19 protein-coding genes and 2 pseudogenes are annotated in these 22,214 nt (G+C 70.6%); 7 read left to right on the forward strand and 14 right to left on the reverse strand.

The window, feature by feature from the left end; genetic code table 11:
* Positions 1-5: 5 nt before the first annotated feature.
* From ACFYXB_RS30480 to ACFYXB_RS30510, 7 genes are all read right to left on the reverse strand, one after another.
* Positions 6-557, reverse strand: coding sequence for a carboxymuconolactone decarboxylase family protein (locus ACFYXB_RS30480; protein WP_389587765.1), 552 nt, complete (start codon positions 555-557; stop codon positions 6-8).
* Between the two features lie 111 nt (positions 558-668).
* On the reverse strand, positions 669-1,268 hold the full coding sequence (locus ACFYXB_RS30485) for a TetR/AcrR family transcriptional regulator (RefSeq protein WP_389587767.1): 600 nt from the start codon (positions 1,266-1,268) through the stop codon (positions 669-671).
* A gap of 454 nt (positions 1,269-1,722) precedes the next feature.
* Positions 1,723-2,391 carry a response regulator gene (locus ACFYXB_RS30490; protein ID WP_389587769.1) on the reverse strand — a complete coding sequence of 223 codons (669 nt, stop codon included), beginning with the start codon at positions 2,389-2,391 and terminating at the stop codon, positions 1,723-1,725.
* Positions 2,388-3,647, reverse strand: a complete 1,260-nt coding sequence (locus tag ACFYXB_RS30495) for a histidine kinase (protein WP_389587861.1) — start codon at positions 3,645-3,647, stop codon at positions 2,388-2,390. The genes ACFYXB_RS30490 and ACFYXB_RS30495 overlap by 4 nt, the downstream gene beginning before the upstream one ends.
* A 76-nt stretch (positions 3,648-3,723) precedes the next feature.
* A complete protein-coding gene (locus ACFYXB_RS30500; RefSeq protein ID WP_351356467.1) occupies positions 3,724-4,578 on the reverse strand; it encodes an ABC transporter permease in 855 nt (284 codons plus the stop codon).
* Positions 4,575-5,513 (reverse strand): ATP-binding cassette domain-containing protein, encoded by a 939-nt coding sequence (locus ACFYXB_RS30505; RefSeq protein ID WP_389587771.1) that lies wholly within the window; start codon positions 5,511-5,513, stop codon positions 4,575-4,577. Before ACFYXB_RS30505 ends, ACFYXB_RS30500 begins: the two co-directional genes overlap by 4 nt.
* Before the next feature lie 282 nt (positions 5,514-5,795).
* The gene (locus ACFYXB_RS30510; protein ID WP_389587773.1) at positions 5,796-6,248 is read right to left on the reverse strand and encodes an Lrp/AsnC family transcriptional regulator; all 453 of its coding nucleotides are present in this window, start codon (positions 6,246-6,248) and stop codon (positions 5,796-5,798) included.
* A 115-nt stretch (positions 6,249-6,363) separates the two neighbouring features.
* On the opposite strand from ACFYXB_RS30510, the gene ACFYXB_RS30515 reads away from it, so the two are divergent.
* A complete protein-coding gene (locus tag ACFYXB_RS30515; RefSeq protein ID WP_389587775.1) occupies positions 6,364-6,981 on the forward strand; it encodes a LysE family translocator in 618 nt (205 codons plus the stop codon).
* Positions 6,982-7,067: 86 nt separating this feature from the next.
* Here ACFYXB_RS30515 and ACFYXB_RS30520 read toward each other — a convergent pair.
* A pseudogene (locus ACFYXB_RS30520) lies at positions 7,068-7,163 on the reverse strand (TetR/AcrR family transcriptional regulator); the annotation flags it as partial.
* 208 nt (positions 7,164-7,371) lie between these two features.
* Positions 7,372-7,704: a deoxyxylulose-5-phosphate synthase gene (locus ACFYXB_RS30525; protein WP_389587777.1), complete on the reverse strand. Its 333-nt coding sequence runs from the start codon at positions 7,702-7,704 to the stop codon at positions 7,372-7,374.
* A gap of 443 nt (positions 7,705-8,147) precedes the next feature.
* On the opposite strand from ACFYXB_RS30525, the gene ACFYXB_RS30530 reads away from it, so the two are divergent.
* Positions 8,148-9,425 (forward strand): ATP-binding protein, encoded by a 1,278-nt coding sequence (locus tag ACFYXB_RS30530; RefSeq protein WP_389587779.1) that lies wholly within the window; start codon positions 8,148-8,150, stop codon positions 9,423-9,425.
* Positions 9,426-9,533: 108 nt separating this feature from the next.
* Positions 9,534-9,722, forward strand: a pseudogene (locus ACFYXB_RS30535) (3-oxoadipate CoA-transferase); the annotation flags it as partial.
* 3 nt (positions 9,723-9,725) lie between these two features.
* Here ACFYXB_RS30535 and ACFYXB_RS30540 read toward each other — a convergent pair.
* The 3 genes from ACFYXB_RS30540 to ACFYXB_RS30550 form a co-directional block, all read right to left on the reverse strand.
* Positions 9,726-11,888 (reverse strand): RICIN domain-containing protein, encoded by a 2,163-nt coding sequence (locus ACFYXB_RS30540; RefSeq protein ID WP_389587863.1) that lies wholly within the window; start codon positions 11,886-11,888, stop codon positions 9,726-9,728.
* Positions 11,889-11,973: 85 nt separating this feature from the next.
* Positions 11,974-13,329 (reverse strand): lectin, encoded by a 1,356-nt coding sequence (locus ACFYXB_RS30545; RefSeq protein ID WP_351356475.1) that lies wholly within the window; start codon positions 13,327-13,329, stop codon positions 11,974-11,976.
* A 178-nt stretch (positions 13,330-13,507) separates the two neighbouring features.
* Positions 13,508-15,391: an ABC transporter ATP-binding protein gene (locus ACFYXB_RS30550; RefSeq protein ID WP_389587781.1), complete on the reverse strand. Its 1,884-nt coding sequence runs from the start codon at positions 15,389-15,391 to the stop codon at positions 13,508-13,510.
* A 144-nt stretch (positions 15,392-15,535) separates the two neighbouring features.
* Between ACFYXB_RS30550 and ACFYXB_RS30555 the strand changes: the two genes are divergently transcribed.
* The 3 genes from ACFYXB_RS30555 to ACFYXB_RS30565 all read left to right on the forward strand — a co-directional run bounded on the left by ACFYXB_RS30555 (position 15,536) and on the right by ACFYXB_RS30565 (position 18,784).
* Positions 15,536-16,510 carry a lysylphosphatidylglycerol synthase domain-containing protein gene (locus ACFYXB_RS30555; RefSeq protein ID WP_351356481.1) on the forward strand — a complete coding sequence of 325 codons (975 nt, stop codon included), beginning with the start codon at positions 15,536-15,538 and terminating at the stop codon, positions 16,508-16,510.
* A gap of 154 nt (positions 16,511-16,664) precedes the next feature.
* Positions 16,665-17,429, forward strand: coding sequence for a crotonase/enoyl-CoA hydratase family protein (locus ACFYXB_RS30560; RefSeq protein WP_389587784.1), 765 nt, complete (start codon positions 16,665-16,667; stop codon positions 17,427-17,429).
* Between the two features lie 248 nt (positions 17,430-17,677).
* Complete coding sequence (locus ACFYXB_RS30565) at positions 17,678-18,784, forward strand: mechanosensitive ion channel family protein (protein WP_389587786.1); 1,107 nt, start codon at positions 17,678-17,680, stop codon at positions 18,782-18,784.
* Between the two features lie 12 nt (positions 18,785-18,796).
* Here the strand turns inward: ACFYXB_RS30565 and ACFYXB_RS30570 are convergent, their stop codons facing one another.
* Positions 18,797-19,306, reverse strand: coding sequence for a hypothetical protein (locus ACFYXB_RS30570; RefSeq protein WP_389587788.1), 510 nt, complete (start codon positions 19,304-19,306; stop codon positions 18,797-18,799).
* Positions 19,307-19,476: 170 nt separating this feature from the next.
* Here ACFYXB_RS30570 and ACFYXB_RS30575 point away from each other — a divergent pair, with 170 nt between their 5' ends.
* On the forward strand, positions 19,477-21,696 hold the full coding sequence (locus ACFYXB_RS30575) for an NADP-dependent isocitrate dehydrogenase (RefSeq protein WP_389587790.1): 2,220 nt from the start codon (positions 19,477-19,479) through the stop codon (positions 21,694-21,696).
* Positions 21,697-21,808: 112 nt separating this feature from the next.
* Here ACFYXB_RS30575 and ACFYXB_RS30580 read toward each other — a convergent pair whose 3' ends face one another.
* Complete coding sequence (locus ACFYXB_RS30580; RefSeq protein WP_389587791.1) at positions 21,809-22,150, reverse strand: DUF5713 family protein; 342 nt, start codon at positions 22,148-22,150, stop codon at positions 21,809-21,811.
* Between the last annotated feature and the right edge of the window lie 64 nt (positions 22,151-22,214).

The following is a 22,214-nucleotide window of genomic DNA, read 5'->3' on the forward strand; positions in this document are numbered from 1 at the left end:
GCGATTCACAGGCTCTGGAGAGGGAACGTCGAAGCGGCCTGCGGGCCGTCGAGCGGCACCCCAAGGGACCTGAGGGTTCCGGCGAGCAGGACGTAGTGGCCCACCAGCATGGGCAGTTCGATCAGCTGCTCCGTGGTCAGCAGCGCACTCAGCTCACGCCAGGTGACATCGCGGATCACGTGGTTCGCATGGAGTTCGTCGGCCGCAGCGACCAGCAGGCGCTCACGCGTGGACCAGGTCCCCGCGGCCTCGCCTGTGAGCGCGGCCAGTTCGTGGTCGGACAGCCCTTCCCGGGCGCCGAGTTCGAGGTGGTGCGCCAGTTCGTAGGCGCTTCCGCAGCGCCAGGCGGTCCGGATGATCAGCAGCTCGCGTTCCCTGCCCGGGAACACCGAGTGCGCCAGCAGTTGCAGGCAGAAAGGCAGCCAGGCCCGGAACAGTGCCGGGTGGCGCACCACGGTGCTGAAGAGATTCGGTGCGTCGTCCCCCAGGACTCCGGAGAGCAGTTCACGCTGCTCCTCCGTGCGCTCGGCGGGCGCCAGGGGAGCGCCGACGGGCATGGTCGGTGGTGTGGTTTCTCGGCTCAAGACTCTGCCCCTATCGGTCGTTCTCCGTACTCAGGGGCTCGGCGTCCTCCGGCTGGTCGGCGACGTTTCCGTCAGGTGGCCGGGTCAGGTGTGCAGCAGCGCGGGAAGCAGCGCATGGTCGACACAGCGTGCGAGGTGCTCCGCGTCGGCGGGGACGCCCTCGAACACCGGACGGGTCAGCGCCACGCTGATGAGCAACTGTGGCAAAAACTCCGTCGCCGCGGGTCTGGAAGCCAGCTCACCCCGCTCGACGGCCCGGTCGACGACACCGGTGAGATCGGCGAACCAGGGCTGCACCAGCGTGGTGCGCAGCGCCTCGGCGAGCTCCCTGTCGGTGAGCACGGCATGTCCCAGTGCGGCGATCAGTGCCGAGTCCTTCTCCGCGTGCGGGCCGAACAGATCGACCATGGCCATCAGGTCGCCGCGAAGCGTCCCGGTGTCGATCTCCTCCGGCCTAAGTGGCCGCGTGGCGTAAAGCGCCGCCGAGACCATCTGCGGCTTGCCCGGCCACATCCGGTAGAGCGTGGCCTTGCTGCACCGCGCCCGGGTTGCGACCAGGTCCATGGACAACTCGTCGTATCCGACCTCGCGCACCACGTCCATCACCGTGGTGAGCAGCTCCTTCTCCCGCTCGGGGGTCATCCGAGGACGGCGGATCGGCTCATCACCGCTGGTACGGGCCATCGCGAGGCTCCCTTTAGTACGGAACTGTTTCGTACCATCACCGTAGACCAGGCTCGGGATCGCAACCGTACTATTTCCACGACGCTGGACAGCGGACCCGGAACCGACCCATGAGCAAGCCCCCGGCCGGACGGCCCCCAGGCTCCGCAGCCGGCACGAGTCCGGCAGGGGTTCACAAACCTGCGTCCAGCGGCCGCAACCCCAGCCGTGCACAGAAGCCCACCCCCGGCCGACCCCGGCCGACCACCGGGGACCAAGAACCGGCACGGGCCTGGACGCCGACGCCGATCCCCCGCGGCGACCTCGTCATCGCCGCCCGGCACGCCGCTGCACCTCCACGACGAGGCAGTCCCGCTGCGCCCGAAGGAATGCGAACTACCGCCTGGAGATTTGATCTCATCCCGTGCGATGGATCGCTTCGCTTCGCTGCCGGGCTACGGCTGAACTCGTCGGCTCACCCCGCCTGGGGACGGGCCAGGCCGTGGTCGTAGGCGAAGATCACCGCCTGGATGCGGTCACGGGCGCCGATCTTGGACAGGACGCGGCCGACGTGGGTCTTCACCGTGGACTCCGACAGGACGAAGCGGGTGGCGATCTCGCCGTTGGTCCACCCCTTGCCGATGGCGACGAGGATCTCGCGTTCGCGGTCGGTGAGGGAGCTCAGCCTCGAATCCTCGGCGGAGCCGTCGGCACGAGGTGGTACGAGCCGGGCGAACTCGTGGAGGAGCCGGCGGGTAAGTGCGGGAGCGATCACCGCGTCTCCGACGGCCACGGCGCGGATGCCCGCGAGGAGTTCCTCGGGGCGGGCGTCCTTGAGGAGGAAGCCGCTGGCTCCGGCGCGCAGGGCCGCGTGGACGTACTCGTCGAGGTCGAAGGTGGTCAGAACGAGGACGCGGGAGCGGTCGCCGGCGGCGACGATACGGCGCGTGGCCTCGATGCCGTCCATGCCCGGCATGCGTACGTCCATGAGGACGACGTCGGGGCGGAGTTCGGCGGCCCTGCGCACCGCTTCCGCTCCGTGCGCGGCCTCGCCGACCACCTCCGTCTCGGGCACGGAGTCGAGGAGCATGCGGAAGCCGTACCGCTGGAGCGGCTGGTCGTCCACGACGAGCACGGTGGTCATCGGGCACCGCCCTGGGGAGCAAGGTCGAGTGCGGCCCGCACCGTCCATCCCGCGCCGACGGGACCGGCGCTGACGTGTCCGCCGTAGAGAGCCGCTCGTTCTCGCATCCCCACCAGGCCGTGTCCTTCCTCGTTCGCCGGTCCACGCCGGCCGACCGGGGCGGGTGGGCCGGAGTCCTGGACGGTGATGGTCACCCGCGTGTCCGCCACGGCGATCGCCAGGTTCGCACGGGCGCCGGCACCGGCGTGCTTCAGGGTGTTCGTCAGGGCCTCCTGCACGATGCGGTAGACGGTCAGCTGCACCCCGTTGTCGAGGGCGTCGACGTCACCGGCGGTACGGTAGACGACCTCCAGGCCGGCGGCGCGCACCCCCTCGCACAGCGCGTCGATGTCCGCGAGACCGGGCTGCGGGCTCAGCTCGGGCTCGGTGCGCGGGCCGTCCGCCTCCCGCAGCACGCCGAGTACGCGCCGCAGTTCGCTCAGGGCCTGGCGGCCGGTGTCGCCGATGAGGTGCAGGGCCTCCTTGCCCCGTTCCGGAGCGACGGCCGTGGCATAGGCACCCGCGTCGGCGAGCGTGATGATGACCGACAGGTTGTGCCCGACGATGTCGTGCATCTCGCGGGCCACCCGTGTCCGTTCGGCCGCGACAGCGAGCCTGCCGCGCTGGTCGCGTTCTATCTCCAACCGGGCCGCACGGTCCCGCAGCCCGGCCAGCTGGGCCCGCCGGATGCGGATCATCAGGCCGAGCGCGAGGGCCGCGGTCGCCGTGCTGAGGAGAAAGAAGAGCGCGTCCCAGACCGACACCGCCGCCGAGACCCGTGCCGCGACCAGGCCCAACGCACCCGCCATGGCCGCGCAGGCCCACGGCAGCTGCCGTAGCCGCCCGTGCAGGGCCAGGCTGTACAGGGCGACGAAGAGGGCGACGTCCGCACGGAGTGCGGCGCCGAGAGACCACTGCAGGACGAACACGGCCGTGACGGCGCCGAAGGCCACTGCGGGCGCCCGCCGCCGCCACAGCAGCGGCAGCACCAGCCCGGCCTGAAGGGCCAGCATGCCGGCCAGGGGCAGCCGGGTGAACGCCAGGCGGAAACGGCGCGGACCGTCGCCGTCCCCGCCGCCCCCGTGCAGCAGGTCCGGCAGGCAGAACAGTAGGAAGACCAGGACCACCACCGCGGTGTCCAGCACCCACGGACGGGCCCGGTCGGCGTGCCGGAGCCGCTGGCCGGCCCGGCCTAGCCGGGCGACCAGCGGCCCCATCCCGCTGAGGTCTTCGGTGGTCACGGAGTTCACCAGCCCATGATGCGGGTCCGGCCCATGATGCGGGGGCAGGTGCTCAGACGTCGCTGCGCAGCAGCCGGTACGCCGCCCCGGCCAGCGCCAGCGCCGTCCAGCCGAGGAACACCAGGAGCCCGGCGGCGGGCGACAGGGTGGTGGAGTCGTGGGTCAGGGCGAAGATCGACTCACCCGCGTGGCTCGGAAGGTAGGGGTCGATGTTGCCCTGCCACGAGCTGGGCAGCAGGGAGATCAGTCCGGGGACCAGCATGAGGGCGGCGACCAGGACCGAGATGCCGCCGGCCACGGACCGCAGCAGCGCGCCCAGGGCGGTGCCGATCACACCGACCAGACCGAGATAGAGCCCGGCGCCGAGCAGGCTGCGTACGACGCCGGCGTGGCCGAGGCCCATGGCGGCGGGCGTGCCGGAGACGATCTGGCTGCCGACCAGGAAGGCGACGAACGCACCGGCGGTGGCGATCACCAGCGCGACCAGCCCGTACACCGCTGCCTTGGACCACAGCACGGGGAGCCGGCGCGGCACCGCGGCCAGGGTCGAGCGGATCATGCCGGTGGAGTACTCGCCCGCCGTGACCAGCACACCGAGTACGCCGAGGGCCAGCTGGGCGAAGTTCGTGCCGAAGAGGGACAGGCTCACCGCCGTCGCGGAGGCGAAGTCGCGGTCCATGGGGCGGCCTGAGTCGATCCCGGACTTGTAATGGCTGGCGGCGATGACGCCGAAGGCGACGAGGAACAACAGGCCCAGGCCGAGGGTGATCCAGGTGGAGCGCAGGGACCAGAGCTTGGCCCACTCCGAGGACAGCACACGCCGTCCGGTCACCCGGTAGACGGGACGAGCGGCGGGAGCGACATCGGCGGTCCCGGGGCTCTCGGGGGTTGCGGTCAGAGTGCTCATGCCGCCCTCCGGGAGGCGTCGGCGCCGGTGGTTGAGCCGTGGTACTCCACGGCATCCCTGGTCAGTTCCATGAATGCCTCCTCCAGCGACACCGCCTTCGTGGTCAGCTCGAACAGGGGAATCCCGTGCTCGGCCGCTTTCAGCCCGATCTCGCGAGCGCTCACCCCGGTCACCTGCAGCTCCTCGGAGCCGACCCGGCCGGTTATCTCCACGCCCGGCCCGGCCAGCACGTCCCGCAGCCGTGCGGTGTCCTGCGTCGCCACCTTCACGGTGTCGCCGCCCGCCTCGCGGACCAGATCGCGCACGGTCGTGTCGGCCAGCAGCCGCCCCCGGCCGACGATGATCAGGTGGTCCGCCACCAGCGCCACCTCGCTCATCAGGTGCGAGGAGACGAACACCGTCCGTCCCTCGGCCGCGAGTGACGTCAGCAGATTGCGGATCCAGAGCACACCCTCGGGGTCGAGTCCGTTCACGGGCTCGTCCAGCATCACCGTCTGCGGATCGCCCAGCAGCGCGGCCGCGATGCCGAGGCGCTGCCCCATGCCGAGGGAGAAGGCACCGGCCCGCTTCGTCGCGACGCTGCCGAGACCGGCGAGTTCGACGACCTCGTCGACCCGGCGGCGCGGAATGCCATGGGTCAGCGCGAGCGCCCGGAGGTGGTTGTAGGCCGAGCGGCCCGGGTGGATCGACTTCGCCTCGAGGAGCGCCCCGACCTCCTGCAGCGGCGCCTGGTGGCGGGCGTAGCGGTGGCCGTTCACCGTGACGGAGCCGCTCGTGGGCGCGTCGAGCCCGACGATCATGCGCATCGTCGTGGATTTTCCCGCCCCGTTGGGCCCCAGGAAACCGGTCACGGTGCCCGGCTTCACGGTGAAGTCCAGACCGTCGACGGCTGTCTTCTCCCCATACCTCTTGGTGAGCTGCTGTGCGTCGATCATTCGCGTTCTCTCTCTCGGGCTGCGGCGTCCGGCACGCCTGACGCCTCCTCCGCAACGCTAGGCCCGCGATCCCCCGGATCCGGTGGTACCCGGGGCTGAACCCTGCCGGGCGGGTAGTACCGGGGTACTACGGTCCCGGCGCTGGCCGGCGACGCAGGCCGGCCCTGGGGGAAGCCAGGGGGAGAGCGCCGACGCGAGCAAGGCCGATGCCTGCCGGCCAGCCGCCTGCCTTGTCTGCTCCCTGCCCGCTTTTTGCAGGTCAAGGGCAGTCTCCGGAGCGTACTACTCGGGCAACGCGCGGTCGTGGACAACTTGCTTCATGACCAGGGTGGATGTCAGGCGCTGGACACCCGGCAAGGTGGCCAGCCGCTGGTCGTAGAGCTGCTGGAAGGCCGTCAGGTCGGTGGTGACCACGCGCAGCAGATAGTCGGGCTCACCGAACAGGCGTTGGGCCTGCACCACGTGTGGGACCGCGCTCACGGCCTGCTCGAAGGCAGTGACCGTATCCCGGTCCTCCCAGCCCAGGGTGGCGAACACCAGGGCCTCGAAGCCCAGGCCGACAGCGGCCGGGTCCACGACTGCGCGGTAGCCGCGGATCGCGCCCGTACGTTCGAGGTCGCGCAGGCGCCGGTGGCACGGCGAGACGCTGAGCTTCACCCGGGCGGCCAGTTCGGTGACCGTCAGACGGCCGTTCAACTGCAGCTCGGCAAGAATTTTCCGATCCAGGTCGTCCATGGAGAAGATTATTCTCAGAAGTTCGAGAGAACGGGGAATCTTTGGAAACACTTTCGCCCGGAAAACTCCTACTCTTCCCTCTCGTACAGACGAGCGGCAGAAGGATAGATCCGGTATGGACACGGGCACCGTGGCGGCTTTCCTGGCAGTGGACCTCCTCCTGGTGTTCACTCCCGGCGCGGACTGGGCCTACGCGATCGCGGCAGGGCTGAGAAACCGGTCGCTGTTCCCCGCGGTCGCGGGGCTGGTGGCCGGTTACGCCGGATACACCCTGCTCGCAGTGGCCGGCCTCGTGGTGATCGTCGCCAGCTCCGCGAGCCTCCTCACGACGCTGACCGTTCTCGGGGCCGCCTATCTGATGTGGCTCGGCTGGGGCGTCCTGGCGAGGCCGGCCACACCCAGCGCCTCCGCCGAGGCCGTAGCCGCCTCCGGCTGGCAGGTCATGCTGAGAGGCGCGGGAATCAGCGGACTCAACCCCAAGGCGCTGCTGCTGTACTTCTCTCTGTTCCCCCAGTTCATCGATCCCGCGGAAGGCTGGCCGGTTGCCGCGCAGACCGGTCTGTTCGGCACCCTTCACATGGCGAGCTGCGCCGTCGTCTACCTCGGCGTGGGCATGCTGGCCCGCACCGTGCTGGCAGCCCGCCCGGCGGCGGCACGCGTCGTCACACGCACCAGCGGCGCCATGATGATCATCATCGGCGGGTTCCTCCTCGTGGAGCGCCTGGCCGGATGACGGCCCCTCCGGACCGTGTACCACCTGGAAGTCCCCGGCTCGGGAGTTTCGCGGCCACGCTTCAGCAGGGCGGCCGATCGGTCGTCCTTGCTCACCGCCGCGTCGAGGAGTGGGCCGAGTTCCCGGGCCACCGTCGTCAGGGCACGGACGTCCCGCTCGGCGCGAGCCATGAGGCACTCGCCGCCGAACTGGTCGATACGATGCTCCGCAGCGCCGCCATCGTCCTGTGCGACGGTCGGCTGCACGCGACCGCCGAGCACACGCCGGTCGCGGCGGAATCCCTGCGCGTGCCGTTTCCCCGCGCGTGGCCTGCGGCAGCGCCGACAGGAGCGAAAGCCGAGGAATCGACGTGAAACCCGTCGACACCGGGAACTGGTTCCCCTGGCTCCTTTACAGCACGTCGTACCGTACGAGCGCCCTGGCGAACGGCTCGCCGCTGCGTCGGGCGTACGTCATCCGCTCGCGGACCTCCCGCAGGGTGCGCGGACGGTAACCCGGCCCGCCACAACAGCTCTTGTGGAAGCCGACCCCCGCGTGCAGCAGGACGGACAGTGTCCGCCACGCCGCGGTGTCCCGGCGCCGGGGCGGAGCGAAGGCCGACCCCACGTGGATCAGTGGCTCCGCGCAGCGGGGGCAGATCCGGTGCCGCCTGTCACGGTTGTAGGGCTGCTTGTACGAGGCCCGGCAGGGCAGACAGACGTACGAGGTCTTCGCGTGAGCCATACCGCCAGGTTAGGCGGGACCGAGGCGAGGCTCGACAGGATTTCCGCGCACGAGGGTCAGATGTGCCGCTCCTACGAGGTGAGCCCGACGAACGCGGCCCACGCGTCACCCGGATACTGGACCGGCCAAGCAGCGATCATCTGACTGAGCGCAATGTCCGTCGTCCGGCGGCCGTTGTTCACGTGATCGGGCGCGCCGGATCGACTTCCGCGAGCATGACTGTCGCTTACGCGACCGGTGCGGCTGCCGCCACGAGCGGGGATCGGCTTCCGCTCGGCCACGCCCTCGTCTTCGTCCCCACCCCACCCCCTACCGAGCGACAGCGGCTGACGCCGCTCCCCGTCTCGCTGACCGGGCCGGGTCTCCGGCGGGAGACGCGGCCCGGTCGCCCGTCGGCGCCCCTGCGGTGACAATGGAGTGTCCCGGGACCGGTGAGGTGGGCCATGCCCGCATGGCATCTGCGTGACTATCGTGACGACGATCTCGACCAGGCCGTCCAGATATGGGACGAGAGCCGCCGGGCCGACGAGGCCCCGGTCTTCCCGGTCTCCGAGGTGATGGCCGAGGCCCGGACCGGGCAGACGGCGGTGGTCGCCGTGGTCGGTGACCAGCTGGTGGGCATGGCCGTGGCCCAGGCGCACGGGCGGCGGGGGTGGGTCCTGTTGATGGCGCTCGCCTCCCGGTGGCGCGAGCGCGGTATCGGCAGCGCCCTCCTCACCGAGCTGGAACGGCGGCTGCGGGCGCAGGGGGTACGCCGCGTCAGTGCCCTCCTGCCCGCCCGCGCCGCGGGGACGAAGGCCCTGGAGAACTCCGGCTACCAGTCCCGCGACGATCTCGTCTACTACGAGAAGGTCGAACCGTACGGGCCCTCCCACGCGGCCGTTCTCACGGATCTGGGCGGGCGCATGCTGCCCGAGGGGCTGTGGGACGACATGGCAGGCAGGGAGCAGGAGAAGCAGGTCGTCGAGCGCCGTGTCGTACTCCCGCTCGCCGAGCCGGCACTGGCCGACCGCTACGGTGTCGCCCCGCCGAAGGCGGTCATCCTCTTCGGCCCGCCCGGCACCGGGAAGACCAGCTTCGCCAAGGCGGTGGCCTCGCGGCTCGGCTGGCCGTTCGTCGAGCTGTTCCCGTCCCGGCTCGCGGCCGCCACGAGCGACGGGCTCGCCGCGGCGCTGCGCGAGACGTTCGCGGACCTCGCGGAACTGGACTCGGTGGTCCTGTTCATCGACGAGGTCGAGGAGATCGCCGGGGTGCGCTCCGGGAAGGCGGTCGACCCCGGGCACGGGGTGACCAACGAGTTGCTGAAACTCATCCCCGGCTTCCGCGAGCACGACGCCCGGCTGCTGACCTGCGCCACCAATTCGGTACGGTCCCTCGACCCCGCCTTTCTGCGGCCGGGCCGTTTCGACTACGTCATCCCGATCGGGCCGCCCGACGCGACCGCCCGCGCGGCGATCTGGGCCCGCTATCTCAAGGCGACCGCGGGCTCGGTGGACGTGGACCAGCTGGTCGCGGCCAGTGAGCTGTTCACGCCGGCCGACATCGAGTTCGCCGCTCGCAAGGGAGCGCAGTCGGCGTTCGAACGCGAGGTCACCGATCGCAAGGGCCGGCCCGCCACCACCGAGGACTACCTCGACGCCATCGCCGACACCCGGCCCACGCTCACGGCGCGGGCGATCGAGGAGTTCACCGAGGACATCGAGCAGTACAGCCGCCTCTGAGCCTCTGCTGCCGGGCTATCAGGGTCGTAGCGCACGCCCGGCATCGACACGCCACGCCCACCAGGGCACGGCCTCCGTCCCGATCGCGCGCCGCAGCGCCGAGCGTGGCTGTTCGCCCGGGACGGCAGCCCCAAGCTGGTCCCGATGTGCACGTACCCGCTCACCGGCACGGCCTGTGTCTCCCGTGTCTACAGGGACCACGGGGTGTTCGACACCGGCCCCGCCGGCGTGCGGGTACGGGAGACCTACGGCATGGGGTTCGCCGAACTCGGCCGGCGCCTGCCCCTCACCTGGTGACGGTCACGGATAGCTCTTCAGATTGGCGACGTTCGTGCCGGAGTTGGACGGCCCTCCCGTGTTGTTGATGACGTGGCTGATGGTGCCGGTGCCGCCGAGGGAGACCGTCACCATGCTGGTGAAGCGGACGCCCGCGTTGTTCGGTGCCTCGATGGCGTGCGCGGCGGTGACGCTCGGGTTGACGTTGAAGTAGCAGTAGCTGCCGAGGCCGTAGGCCTGATGGCTGGTGACGGAGTCGGCGACCTTGTAGGCCGGGTAACCCTGGGTGGAGCCGTTCATCCAGGCGGCCTGGTTGGGCGGGTCGTACGGCATCTCGTTCTGGAAGAAGTACGTACGGCCGCCGTTGCCGTTCCAGACGGTCTGGGTCTTCTGGTAGTGCTCCACGAACAGGCCGTACATCGTGACGTCGTCGCCGTTCACGATGAGCCCGGTGTCGGCCGTGTTGCTGGTCCAGCCGACGCCGCTGCCATGGTCGGCGCGCCAGATCCACATGTGGTCGCCGATGACGTTGTCGCTGTTGACGACGAGGCTGGTGGTGGCCTTGCCGACGCCCGCGCCGCCGACGCGGAAGTACACGTCGTGCAGGGAGGTCGGGTTCGCCGCGTGGGAGGCGGAGGAGCCGGTCGGACCGACCTCCAGCAGGCTGGGCGAGTTGGTGGTGCCCGCGTCGAAGAGGACGCCGGCGATCTTCACTCCGTCGACGTCGGCGACGGTCATCGCGGTGACGCCGTTGTCCGGCACGAAGGTGGCGAGGCCGAGGCCCAGGACGACGGTGTCGGGGCGGGTCACCTTCAGGGTCTGGTTCAGGTGGTAGACGCCGGGCGTGACCAGAAGGTTCTGGCCCGCCGCCAGGGCCGAGTTGATCTGCGCGGCGGTGGCGCCCGGCTTCACGACGTAGAACTGGCTCAGCGGGAGCGAGCTGCCGGCGGGGTTGCCGCTCGCCCAGCTGGTCCCCGTGGAGTTGGTGCGCAACGCCGGGACGAACACCTGGTAGTTGCCCGAGCCGTCGACGTACAGGAACGGCTTTTCACGGGTCACCGGGCTCTGCGCGACCGTCGTGTACGGCGGGCTGGGGAAGCTGGTGGCGGGGACCCCCTGGCTGCCGACGAAGACCATGTTCCAGTTGGAGCCGGTCCAGCTGCCGAGCTGCGAGTTGCGGGTCAGCCACTGCTGCTGGCTGCCGGAGTTGACCTGCCCGTCGATCTTGCTGTCGGCGAGAAGGCCGCCACTTGACCATCCGCCGTCGTCCAGCGCGAGGTTGCCGCGCAGATGCATCCGGCGATAGGCCGCGGCCTGCGAGACGGCCCAACGGTCGCTTCCGCCGGTCGGGTTGACCGACAGGTTCTCGGCGCCGCGCCAGAAGTTCTGCGTGGCGTTGCCGTTGAACCAGTCGGCCTCGGCGTGCACCTTGCCGTTGACGGTCACCGCGTCGGGCGTCAGACCGAGGCCCAACACCTGGGTGTAGAAGCCCACGTTGACGTCGGCGCTGTACGTGCCCGGCTTGAACATGACGGCGTAGCGCTGCGAGCCGAACTGGTTCGTCTCCTGCTGCTGGAAGATCGAGTTCAGTCGGCTCTGGATCGTGGACGACGACATCGACGGGTCGAAGACGGCCACGTTCGGGCCGAGGTCCACGGAGTCGGAGGGCGGGGTCACGGGGGCCACCTGGAAGCGCTGGGCGGCCGTGCCGTTGCAGGTGTACTGCACGAACTGCACGCTGTCGGCGGTCGAGGCCGCCGGGTCGTCCAGGCACTTGCCGGAGTTGCGGTTGACGAAGTGGTACGCCCCGCCGCCCTCGTCGACGGGCAGCCACTGCTGGTTGGCGCCGCCGCCGTAGGCCCACAGCTGGATGGGGGCATTGTCGGCCGTCGAGACGTCGGTGACGTCCACGACCTGGTTTGCGTTGTTGCCGTTGTTGATGCGGACGTAGCCGTCGCTGGTCGCGGTGAAGGTCCACTGCTGGGCGGTGGTGCCGTTGCAGGTGTACTGCTGCACGACCGTGCCGTTGGCCGTGGCGGCGGCCTTGGCGTCCAGACACTTGCCGCTCGCGGCGTTGACGAGGGTGGACGCACCGCTGGGCAGCGCGGCGGCCTGGCTGGTCGCGGCCGGTGCGGGCGCGGCCGTGAGGAAGGACGCCGCCGCCACCGTGACCAGGGTGGCGGCCATGGATCTGGTGGCGGGGCGCAGGAGTCGAAGCACGGGTCCTCCTTGCCGACAGGGTCGGCCGACGGTGGGGGGGTGGGGGCCTCGGTCAGCCGGTGTAGCCGGCGAAGACGCGCGTGTAGTCCCAGGCGGACTGGCTGACGCCGGAGCAGCTGTCGGCGGGGCCGCCGGTGCACGGCCGGTCGCGGTTCGCGGACCAGAACGTCAGGCGGGCCAGATGGTGTTGCTGCGCGTACGCCAGGATGGTGCGGAAGTCATTGACCGTCACCGTCTCGTTCTGATCGGTGATGCCGTTCATGGAGGAGATGCCCATGTCCCGGTAGGCCTGGTCGTCGCTGTAGCCGTACGCGTTCTTGAGCGCGTTCTTCAGTCCCTCGGCCGCCGACACCGTCAGGTTGCCCATGTTCTGGCCGGCGCCGCCGAAGTCGAACGGCATGATGGCCCAGGCGTCCACGCTCAGACCGGAGCCCGCGGCCCGGTTGATCAGGCTTGTGTCGGGGCCGGTGGTGCCGGTGCCGATGGTGATGTACACCTTCAGGCCGGGGTTGTTGGCCTTCACGGTCTTCAGCGCGTCGACCGTGCGCTGCTGCACGGTGCCGTTGCTGTAGGCGTCGGCCTCGATGTCGATGTCGATGGCCTTGAGCCCGTAGGCGTTGATCACCTTCTGGTAGGCGCCGGCGAGTTCGCCCGCACTGGAGCAGGAGCTCTCCAGCTTGTTGCCGCTGTAGCCGCCGAAGGACGGGATGATGTCGCCGCCGTTCGCGCGCACGGTGTTGACGGTCTGTTGGTCGACGCCGCCGGTGAGTCCACGGCTGCCGTCCCACTGCGGGTTGCAGTAGCCATTGCTGAGGACGAAGGCGAGGGTGAACCACTTCACGCCGGTGGCCTGGGTGATCGTGGTCGGGCTGGGCGGGCTGCCCCAGCCGTTGTAGAGGTACGGCGCGACGGCCATCGGCGCGGCCGGAGTGGTGCCGCCCGCCGCCGGTGCGGTCCATTTCTGGTTGCTCGCGCCGGTGCAGGTCCAGATCTGGGCGCGGGCGCCGTTGGCGGAGGAGTTGTCGGTGACGTCCAGGCATTTGTCGGCCTGGGGGTTGACGATGTCGTGGGCGGAGGTGACGGTCCACTTCTGGTTGGCGCCGCCGGTACAGGTCCACAGCTGGGCCTTGGCGCCGTTGGCTGTCGAATTGCCGGTGACGTCAAGGCACTTGCCCAGGGCGCGGATGGTGCCGTCGGTGCCCACGGTCCACTGCTGGGCGTTCGTGCCGTTGCAGTCGTAGAGCTGGACGGCGGTGCCGTCGGCCGAGTTCGCCCCGGCCACGTCCAGGCACTTGCCGGCCAGACCGGTGATGGTGCCGGTCGCGGCCTGGGCCGGGGCGGCGGTCAGGAGGCCGGCGGCGAGGGACAGGGCGGAGAGGGAGACGGCTGCAGTCAGTGGTCTGGCCATGCGGGGGCGGCCTTTCACGTGGGGGGTGCCGGAACACGGGCCCAACACGCAAGTGACTACTGGGTGTTGGGTGCATCCGGAGTCTTTGATTAAGGCGTGAAGTTAAAGGTCCGGACCACTGACGTCAAGGGGGTGCGCGGTAACCCGCCGGGCCGCACCCCCTCCCAACCCCCGCGGATCAGACCGCCGTCACCTCGTCGTCCCGCTGGGCGAACTGCGTGCGGTGCAGCTCCGCGTACCGGCCGTCCGCCGCGAGCAGTTCCTCGTGCGTACCGCGCTCCACGATCCGGCCGGCCTCGACCACCAGGATCAGATCCGCGGCCCGGATGGTCGACAGCCGGTGCGCGATGACGACCGCGGTCCGCCCCTCCAACGCCTCGGCGAGCGCCTCCTGGACTGCCGCCTCCGAGGTGTTGTCCAGGTGGGCGGTGGCCTCGTCGAGGATCACGACGCGCTGGCGGGCCAGCAGCAGCCGGGCGATCGTCATACGCTGACGCTCGCCTCCGGACAGGCGGTAGCCGCGTTCGCCGACCACTGTGTCCAGACCGTCGGGCAGGGACCGTACGACGTCGTCGAGGCGGGCGCGGGTCAGCGCGTCCCACAGCTCGTCGTCGCTCGCCGAGGGGCGGGCCAGCAGCAGGTTGGCGCGGACGCTGTCGTGGAAGAGGTGGCCGTCCTGGGTGACCATGCCGAGGGTGGCCCGCAGGGAGGCAGCGGTCAGGTCGCGGACGTCGGTGCCGCCGATGCGGACGACTCCCCCGTCGACGTCGTACAGGCGCGGCAGCAGTGAGGCGATGGTCGACTTCCCGGCGCCCGAGGAGCCGACAAGGGCTACGGTCTGCCCGGGTTCGGCGCGGAAGGAGATGCCGTGCAGGACCTCGGCGCCACCCCGGGTGTCGAGCGTGGCGACCTCCTCCAGAGAGGCCAGGGAGACCTTGTCGGCGGACGGGTAGCCGAAGCGGACGTCGTCGAACTCGACCGCGGCCGGGCCCTCGGGCACCTCGCGCGCGTCGGGCTTCTCCTCGATGAGCGGTTTCAGGTCGAGCACCTCGAAGACGCGCTCGAAGCTGACCAGCGCGCTCATCACCTCGACGCGGGCCCCGGCGAGCGCGGTGAGGGGCGCGTACAGCCGGGTCAGCAGCAGCGCCAGCGACACGACGGCGCCCGCCTCCAGGGTGCCGCGCAGCGCGTACCAGCCGCCGAGGCCGTAGACCAGGGCGAGGGCCAGGGAGGACACGAGGGTCAGGGCGGTGATGAACGCCGACTGGGCGGTGGCCGTACGAACGCCGATGTCCCGGACCCGGGCGGCGCGGGCCGCGAACTCCGCCGACTCCTCCTCGGGGCGGCCGAACAGCTTGACCAGGGTCGCGCCGGGGGCGGAGAAGCGCTCGGTCATCCGGGTGCCCATCTCCGCGTTGAGCGCGGCCGCCTCCCGCTGCATCCGGGCCATCCGGCTGCCCATCCGGCGGGCCGGGATCACGAACACCGGAAGCAGCACCAAGGCGAGCAGGGTGATCTGCCAGGACAGGGTGAGCATGACGGCGAGGGTGAGCAGCAGCGTGACCACGTTGCTCACGACGCCCGAGAGGGTGTTGCTGAAGGCGCGCTGCGCGCCGATGACATCGTTGTTGAGTCGGGAGACGAGTGCCCCCGTACGAGTGCGTGTGAAGAACGCGACCGGCATCCGCTGGACATGATCGAACACGGCCGTCCTCAGGTCGAGGATGAGTCCCTCCCCGAGCGTCGCCGAGAGGCGGCGCCCGAGGATGCCGAGGGCTGCCTCCGCGATCGCGAGGACGGCGATGAGCAGCGCGAACCGTACGACCGTGCCCGCGTCGCCGTGCGACACGATCGTGTCCACGACGCGGCCGGCCAGGACGGGGGTGGCGACGGCGAGCAGCGCGGTGACCACCCCGAGAAGGACGAAGTGGACGATACGGCGGCGGTGCGGGCGGGCGAAGGCGGCGATGCGGCGCAGCGTCGCACGGTCGAAGGGGCGGCGCTCCTGCTGGGCGGTCATCACGCTGTGCAGCTGTGTCCACGCTGTGGTCTCCATGCTCATGGAAGAGAACGTAGAACCTCGAGCGTCGTTGAGGTCAAGGTGCCACCGCTTTCGAAGGTCAACGTGCGACCGCTTCCGATCCGTAAGCCCCTGTCCGTGATCCCGCAACCCGCAGTTGGTGTGGCGCGGAAAACCTCTCCGGACGTGACAGCGGTACGACTCCCCCACTCCGGCCCGGGACGGTTCCTGCGGCGCCTGCCCGTGCGGCAGATCCTGTGCCTGCTCCCGGTCCTGCTCGTCGCCGTGATCGCGGCGCAGCACTGGCCCGTGCTCAGCGAGGGCTTCCGGCATCTGCGGGAGGCCGATTGGCCGTGGCTGCTGGCTGCGGCCGCCGCGACCTGCCTCACCTGGGTCGCCGCCGCCTTCACCCGGCAGGGCGCGGTCATCGAACCGCTCCCCCGGCGCAGGCTGCTCGCCACACAGCTCGCGGCGGGCGCCGCCAATCATCTGCTGCCCACCGGGCTGGGCGCCGGCGCGGTCAATCTGCGGTTCATGACGGTGTGCGGGGTGCCGCTGGCGCGGTCCTCGGCCGCACTCGCGCTGTTTCTGCTCGCGGAGTCCGTCGCCCGGGTGGGCTTGCTGGCCGTGCTGCTGACCGTCTTCCCGCACGCGCTGCGGATCGGCGGCCTGCTGCCCGACGGCGTGGGCGGGCCCCTGCTGGCCGGCATCGGCGTGGTGGCGGTCGTGGCGGTGGGCGTGCTGCTGCTCGTACGGCGGCTGCGGACGGCCGTCTTCGGCTTCCTGCGCACCGCGCTGGGCGAGGCGCGTCTGGTGCACACCCGGCCGGCGCGGGCGCTCGCCCTGTGGGGCGGCTCGCTGGCCTTCCCCGCGCTCCAGGCGGCCGGGCTGGTCCTGGTGGGCCTCGCGCTGGGGCTGCCGGTGCCGCCCGCGCACATGGCGGTCGCCTATCTGGCCGCGACGGTCGCGGTGGCCCTGGTGCCGACGCCGGGCGGGCTCGGCTCCGTCGAGGCGGCGCTCGTCGTGGCGCTGGTGGCGGCGGGCAGCCCGGTGGCCGTGGCGACGGCGGTGGTGCTGGCGTACCGGATCATCACCGTCTGGCTGCCGCTGGTGCCTGGGGCGTTGACGCTGGGCGCGCTGGTGCGGCTGAAGGTCATCTGACCTCGCCTCTGACCGGGCCTGCCATCGGATGGCACAGTGACTCCTCGGTCGGTCGTCCGGCCGAGGAGTCGTCGTACGCCTGCGGATCCGTCGTACGCACGCGGATCCGTCGTACGACGAGGGTCCGTCGTCCGCCCGAGGAGAGGAGTTCGCCATGCCGGTCCGGCTGGAACGCCAGAAGCATGTCACCACGGTCGTGCTGTCCCGCCCCGAGGTCCGCAACGCCGTGGACGGTCCGACGGCGGCCGAACTCGCCGCCGCGTTCCGCACGTTCGAGGCCGACGACGACGCCCGGGTGGCGGTGCTGTGGGGCGAGGGCGGCACGTTCTGCGCGGGCGCGGACCTGAAGGCGATGGGTTCCGATCGCGGCAACCGGGTGGCTGAGGACGGCGACGGCCCGATGGGCCCGACCCGGATGCGGCTGTCCAAGCCGGTGATCGCGGCGGTCTCGGGGCACGCCGTCGCCGGTGGCCTCGAACTCGCGCTGTGGTGCGATCTGCGGGTGGTGGAGGAGGACGCCGTGTTCGGCGTGTTCTGCCGCCGCTGGGGCGTGCCGCTCATCGACGGCGGCACGGTACGGCTCCCGCGGCTGATCGGCACCAGCCGCGCCCTGGACATGATCCTCACGGGCCGCCCGGTGCCGGCGCGCGAGGCCTACGAGATGGGCCTGGCCAATCGCGTCGTCCCGGCCGGGAGGGCCCGCGCCGAGGCGGAGGAACTGGCGGCGGCCATCGCGGAGTTCCCACAGGCGTGCCTGCGCGGCGACCGGGCGTCGGTGCTGGAGCAGGAGGGTCTGGATGAGACGGCGGCGCTGAGGGGCGAACTCCGCCATGGCATGGGCGTGTTGGCGGAGGGCCTGGAAGGCGCGGCGCGCTTCGCCGGGGGCGCGGGACGACACGGTTCCTTCAGGGACATGTGAGTCACACAGGACGTATATGTGAGTCACACCGGCCCAGCCCTGTCGGTCCGCACACCCCGCCGGGCGCGAACTCCTGTTCCTGATACGGCAGGATGAGCGGTCGCGGCCGGTCGTCGATGTCATCTCGACCGTCGTACGGCCGCCGCGATCGCACATCCCGGAAACGAGCAGGTGGACAACGTGACGAGACTTCACATCCGGCCGTCGGCGGCGCAGCACGCCGCAGTTCGTGTCCCCGGAGGTGACCGGTGAACCGCGCGCTCACCCTGGACGACCTGATCCTCGCCGGTATCGCGGTGGCGGCGGGCCTGGTGGCGGCGTTCCTGTCGCGGGCGCTGCTGCGCTGGCTGGCCAAGCACGCCAAGCGGACCCGCTGGAGCGGCGACGACGTCATCGTGGACGCGCTGCGGACCGCCCTCCCCTGGGGGGCGATCGCGGCCGGCGGGGCCGCCGCGGCGGCGGTGCTGCCGCTGACCCGGGCGGTCCAGCACCAGACCAACCAGACGCTCCAGGTGCTGCTGATCTTCGCCGTGACGGTGTCGGCGGCGCGGGTGATCACCGGTCTGGTGCAGGGCGTCACTCAGTCCCGCTCCGGTGTCGCCGCCTCGGCCACGATCTTCGTCAACATCACCCGGGTGCTGGTGATGGCGATCGGCTTCCTGGTGGCGCTGCAGACACTGGGAATCTCCATAGCGCCCCTGCTGACCGCCCTGGGCGTCGGCGGTCTGGCCGTGGCCCTCGCGCTCCAGGACACGCTCGCCAACCTGTTCGCGGGCATCCACATCCTCGCTTCCAAGACCGTCCAGCCCGGCGACTACATCCGGCTGAGCAGCGGCGAGGAGGGCTACGTCGTGGACATCAACTGGCGCCAGACGACGGTCCGTCAGCTCTCCAACAACCTGGTGGTCGTCCCCAACGGGGAGCTGGCGAAGACCAACATGACCAACTTCACACGCCCTGAGCAGCAGTTGACGATTCTGGTGCAGGTCGGGGTGAGCTACGACAGCGACCTGGACCAGGTCGAGCGCGTGACCTCCGAGGTGGTCACCGAGGTCATGACCGAGATCACCGGCGCGGTCCCTGAGCACGAGCCGGCCATCCGCTTCCACACGTTCGGCGACTCCCGCATCGGCTTCACGGTGATCCTGGGCGTCGGCGAGTTCAGCGACCAGTACCGGATCAAGCACGAGTTCATCAAGCGCCTGCACCGTCGCTACCGCGAGGAGGGCATCAGCATCCCGGCCCCCGCCCGCACGGTGGCGCTCCAGCAGGGCACGGTGGTGATCCCGCAGCAGCGCGGCGGGAACGACGTGCCGGCGGACCGTACGGGCCCGAGGGCCGCGGGCCAGGAGTAGTCCGGCCGGGGTTCAGCAGTGGCAGGCCAGGCCGACGACGACGGTTTCGGCGGCCAGGCGGTCGAGGTAGCTGTCGGCGCGCTCCCAGTAGCCGTCGTCGTCCGCGTCGATCCACTCGCCCTCGAGCGTGACGAGGGCGAAGCCGGGCAGCGCCGTCCGGATCGCCTCCTCCCGCGTGGCTGCCAAGGCCTCGTGCCGCAGCGCCGCCTCCCGCCGCATCCCCGTGAAGTCGAGCAGCCCCCTGGGCCCGCCGTGGCACTCCAGCGGACCCAGGGGACGCACGTCGTCGGCAGGGAGGCGGGCGGCCGTCAGGAGCCGGGGGTCGCCGTCATGGGCCGGCAGGACGCGGAAGGGGACCTCGACCGCCGGATCGCGGTCGATGATCCACCGGTCCCACTCGCCCGCCGGGTTCCCGTCGGGGGTGGCGTTGAAGTCGTACGGAGCCAGGGCGGCCGCCACCGCGGCGTGCACCGTCCCTGGTGCGGTCGGCGGCAGGCAGACCACGACGGAGAACTCGGTCACGCGGGCGATCGTACGCGGGAGTACGGCCCCGACCCCGGCTCCCCCGCGGTCCCCGGCGCGGCCCCCCGGCCCTGCCCCGCGCAGAAGGCCGGTGGACCCCTGTCGAGCCCGGGTCGATCAGGAGATATCTTGATGTCGAGCAATGTTGCAGACGTGGAGCGGAGCACCCGGTGACTGACTCGACCATCATCTACACCTACACAGACGAGGCCCCGGCCCTGGCGACGCATTCGTTCCTGCCGGTGGTCCAGGCGTACGCCTCGCAGGCCGGTGTCGCCGTGGAGACCCGCGACATCTCGCTGGCGGGCCGCATCATCGCCGTTTTCCCGGAGTACCTCCAGGAGGACCAGCGCATCGCCGACGCGCTGACCGAGCTGGGCGAACTGGCCAAGACGCCCGAGGCCAACATCGTCAAGCTGCCGAACATCTCGGCGTCGATCCCGCAGCTCAAGGCCGCCGTCGCCGAGCTCCAGGGCAAGGGCTACGCGCTGCCGGACTACCCGGACGACCCGAAGACCGACGAGGAGCGCGAGATCCGCGCCCGCTACGACAAGATCAAGGGCTCCGCCGTCAACCCGGTCCTGCGCGAGGGCAACTCCGACCGCCGCGCCCCCGCCTCGGTCAAGAACTACGCCAAGACCCACCCGCACCGCATGGGCGCCTGGACCTCCGAGTCCAAGACGAACGTGGCGACGATGGCCGAGAACGACTTCGCGTCCACCGAGAAGTCCACGGTCATCGCCGCCGACGGCACGCTGCGCATCGAACTGGTCGGCGAGGACGGCACCACCACCGTGCTGCGCGAGTCCGTGCCGGTCCTCAAGGACGAGGTCGTCGACGCCGCCGTGCTGCGCGCCGCCGCGCTCAACGAGTTCCTCGCCGCGCAGGTCGCCCGCGCCAAGGCCGAGGGCGTCCTGTTCTCCGTGCACCTGAAGGCCACGATGATGAAGGTCTCCGACCCGATCATCTTCGGCCACGTCGTCCGGGCCTTCTTCCCGAAGACCTTCGAGCAGTACGGCGAGACGCTGGCCGCCGCCGGTCTGTCCCCGAACGATGGTCTGGGCACCATCCTCAAGGGCCTGGACGCCCTGCCCGAGGGCGACGCGATCAAGGCGTCCTTCGACGACGAGATCGCCGCGGGCCCCGAGCTGGCGATGGTCGACTCCGACAAGGGCATCACCAACCTGCACGTCCCCTCGGACGTCATCGTCGACGCGTCCATGCCGGCGATGATCCGCACCTCCGGCCACATGTGGGGCCCGGACGGCCAGGAGCACGACACCCTCGCCGTCCTGCCGGACCACAGCTACTCCGGCGTCTACCAGGCCGTGATCGAGGACTGCCGGGCCAACGGCGCCTTCGACCCGTCGACCATGGGCTCGGTCCCGAACGTCGGCCTGATGGCGCAGAAGGCCGAGGAGTACGGCTCCCACGACAAGACCTTCGAGATCCCGGCCCCGGGCACGGTCCGCCTGGTCGACCAGGACGGCAACGTGGTCCTGGAGCAGCCGGTCGCCGCCGGTGACATCTTCCGCGGCGCCCAGACCAAGGACGCCCCGATCCGTGACTGGGTCAAGCTGGCCGCCACCCGAGCCCGCGCCACCGGCGACCCGGCCGTCTTCTGGCTGGACGAGAACCGCGGCCACGACGCCGTGATCATCGAGAAGGTCAAGCGGTACCTGCCGGAGCACGACACCGAGGGCCTGGACATCCGGATCCTGCCCCCCGTCGAGGCGACGAAGCTGTCCATCGAGCGCATCCGCCGCGGCGAGAACACGATCTCGGTGACCGGCAACGTGCTGCGTGACTACCTGACCGACCTGTTCCCGATCCTGGAGCTGGGCACCAGCGCCAAGATGCTGTCGGTCGTCCCGCTGATGGCGGGCGGTGGTCTGTTCGAGACGGGCGCCGGCGGCTCCGCCCCGAAGCACGTTCAGCAGCTGGTCAAGGAGAACTACCTGCGCTGGGACTCGCTGGGTGAGTTCTTCGCCCTGGTGCCGTCCTTCGAGCAGTACGCGAAGACCACGGGCAACGCCCGCGCCCAGGTCCTCGCCGACACCCTGGACCGCGCCACGGCGACCTTCCTCAACGAGAACAAGTCGCCGACCCGTCGCGTGGGCGGCATCGACAACCGCGGCAGCCACTTCTACCTGTCCATGTACTGGGCGCAGGAGCTGGCCGCACAGACCGAGGACACAGACCTGGCCAAGGCGTTCGCGGCGCTCGCCGAGACGCTCGCCGCGAACGAGCAGAAGATCGTCGACGAGCTGCTCGCCGTGCAGGGCTCCCCGGCCGACATCGGCGGCTACTACAAGCCGGAGAAGGCCAAGGCGGACGGCGTGATGCGCCCGTCGGCCACCTGGAACGAGACCCTCGCGTCCCTGAGCTGACGCCCCGCGGTTCCCTGAGAGATGCCTCCGCCCCTGCCGGGCGGGGGCATCTTCGTATGGGCGTGCCGATGGGGGCCACCAACCGCGCCGACCGGGCTGAATCGGCAGGACATCACCAGTCCCGGGTGGCGATCAGCTCCTCCGCGTCGGCGTCGGCGAATCCGTAGGCCTCGGCGATGAACCAGAAGTCCTCGGCTATCGCCTCGCGGGCCACGGTCTCGATCTCGCTGTCGGCCTCCAGGAACGCCTCCTGGAGGTCGTTGAACTCGTCCGTGGCCGCCTGTGTCAGGACGTACAGCGCGGCCAGGTCGCCAGGCCGCTCCGCCTCGATGCGCTCGCACAGGCGCACCAGGATCTCCCTGCCCTTGTCCACTACGTGGTCGGGGTAGTAACCGTCCCGGTACATGACCCGGAGAAACGGATGAGCGGTCACCTGCTGGTTGCTGACGGGCATGCTGTTCCCCCCGCTGGAGTCGGCGGTCGATGTGGCACCTTTGATCTTGCCGCACGCCACTGAC

Source organism: Streptomyces sp. NPDC002619 (assembly GCF_042889305.1).
Lineage (GTDB): Bacteria > Actinomycetota > Actinomycetes > Streptomycetales > Streptomycetaceae > Streptomyces.